The organism is Vibrio penaeicida, from assembly GCF_002933855.1.
Lineage (GTDB): Bacteria > Pseudomonadota > Gammaproteobacteria > Enterobacterales > Vibrionaceae > Vibrio > Vibrio penaeicida_A.
The window spans coordinates 75779-76171 of record NZ_BFAQ01000004.1 but is presented as its reverse complement, the minus strand read 5'-3'; the positions used below and the strand labels follow the sequence as shown (position 1 = coordinate 76171).

1 protein-coding gene is annotated in these 393 nt (G+C 30.3%); it reads left to right on the top strand.

Features of this window, described 5'->3' with window-relative positions; all coding sequences use genetic code 11:
- Positions 1-227 (top strand): hypothetical protein (locus tag VPNCDNU1_RS29025; protein ID WP_237324041.1); only part of this gene is annotated, 227 nt, incomplete at its 5' end.
- Between the last annotated feature and the right edge of the window lie 166 nt (positions 228-393).

The following is a 393-nucleotide window of genomic DNA, read 5'->3' as shown; positions in this document are numbered from 1 at the left end:
ATAATATTCGGTCTTTTAATCCTTTAGCTAGTATAATTATAAGGACTGGGAAGAACCATATAAAAATAGAAGATAAAAATAGAGTAATACCTGTCAATGTAATCAAAACATCATTATTAATATTTGACCAACTTATAACAATTCCGAAAACTATCAATGATAAAAAAAGAACTAAAGAATACTTCAACATCATCAACATTCGCATTAATACTCTACCTTTACTTTAATGAAAATGACCAAGCCTAACTTAAATTATCACGCTATTTTCTTTTATGTTGCTACTGTTACATGCAAATTCCGCGTTAGATGGTGAATCTCGATTTGGTTTGTTTGGCTTTGTAAGATGGAAATAGAAAAGGTACGGTCGTTGATTACGAAGCCACCATTAAACAC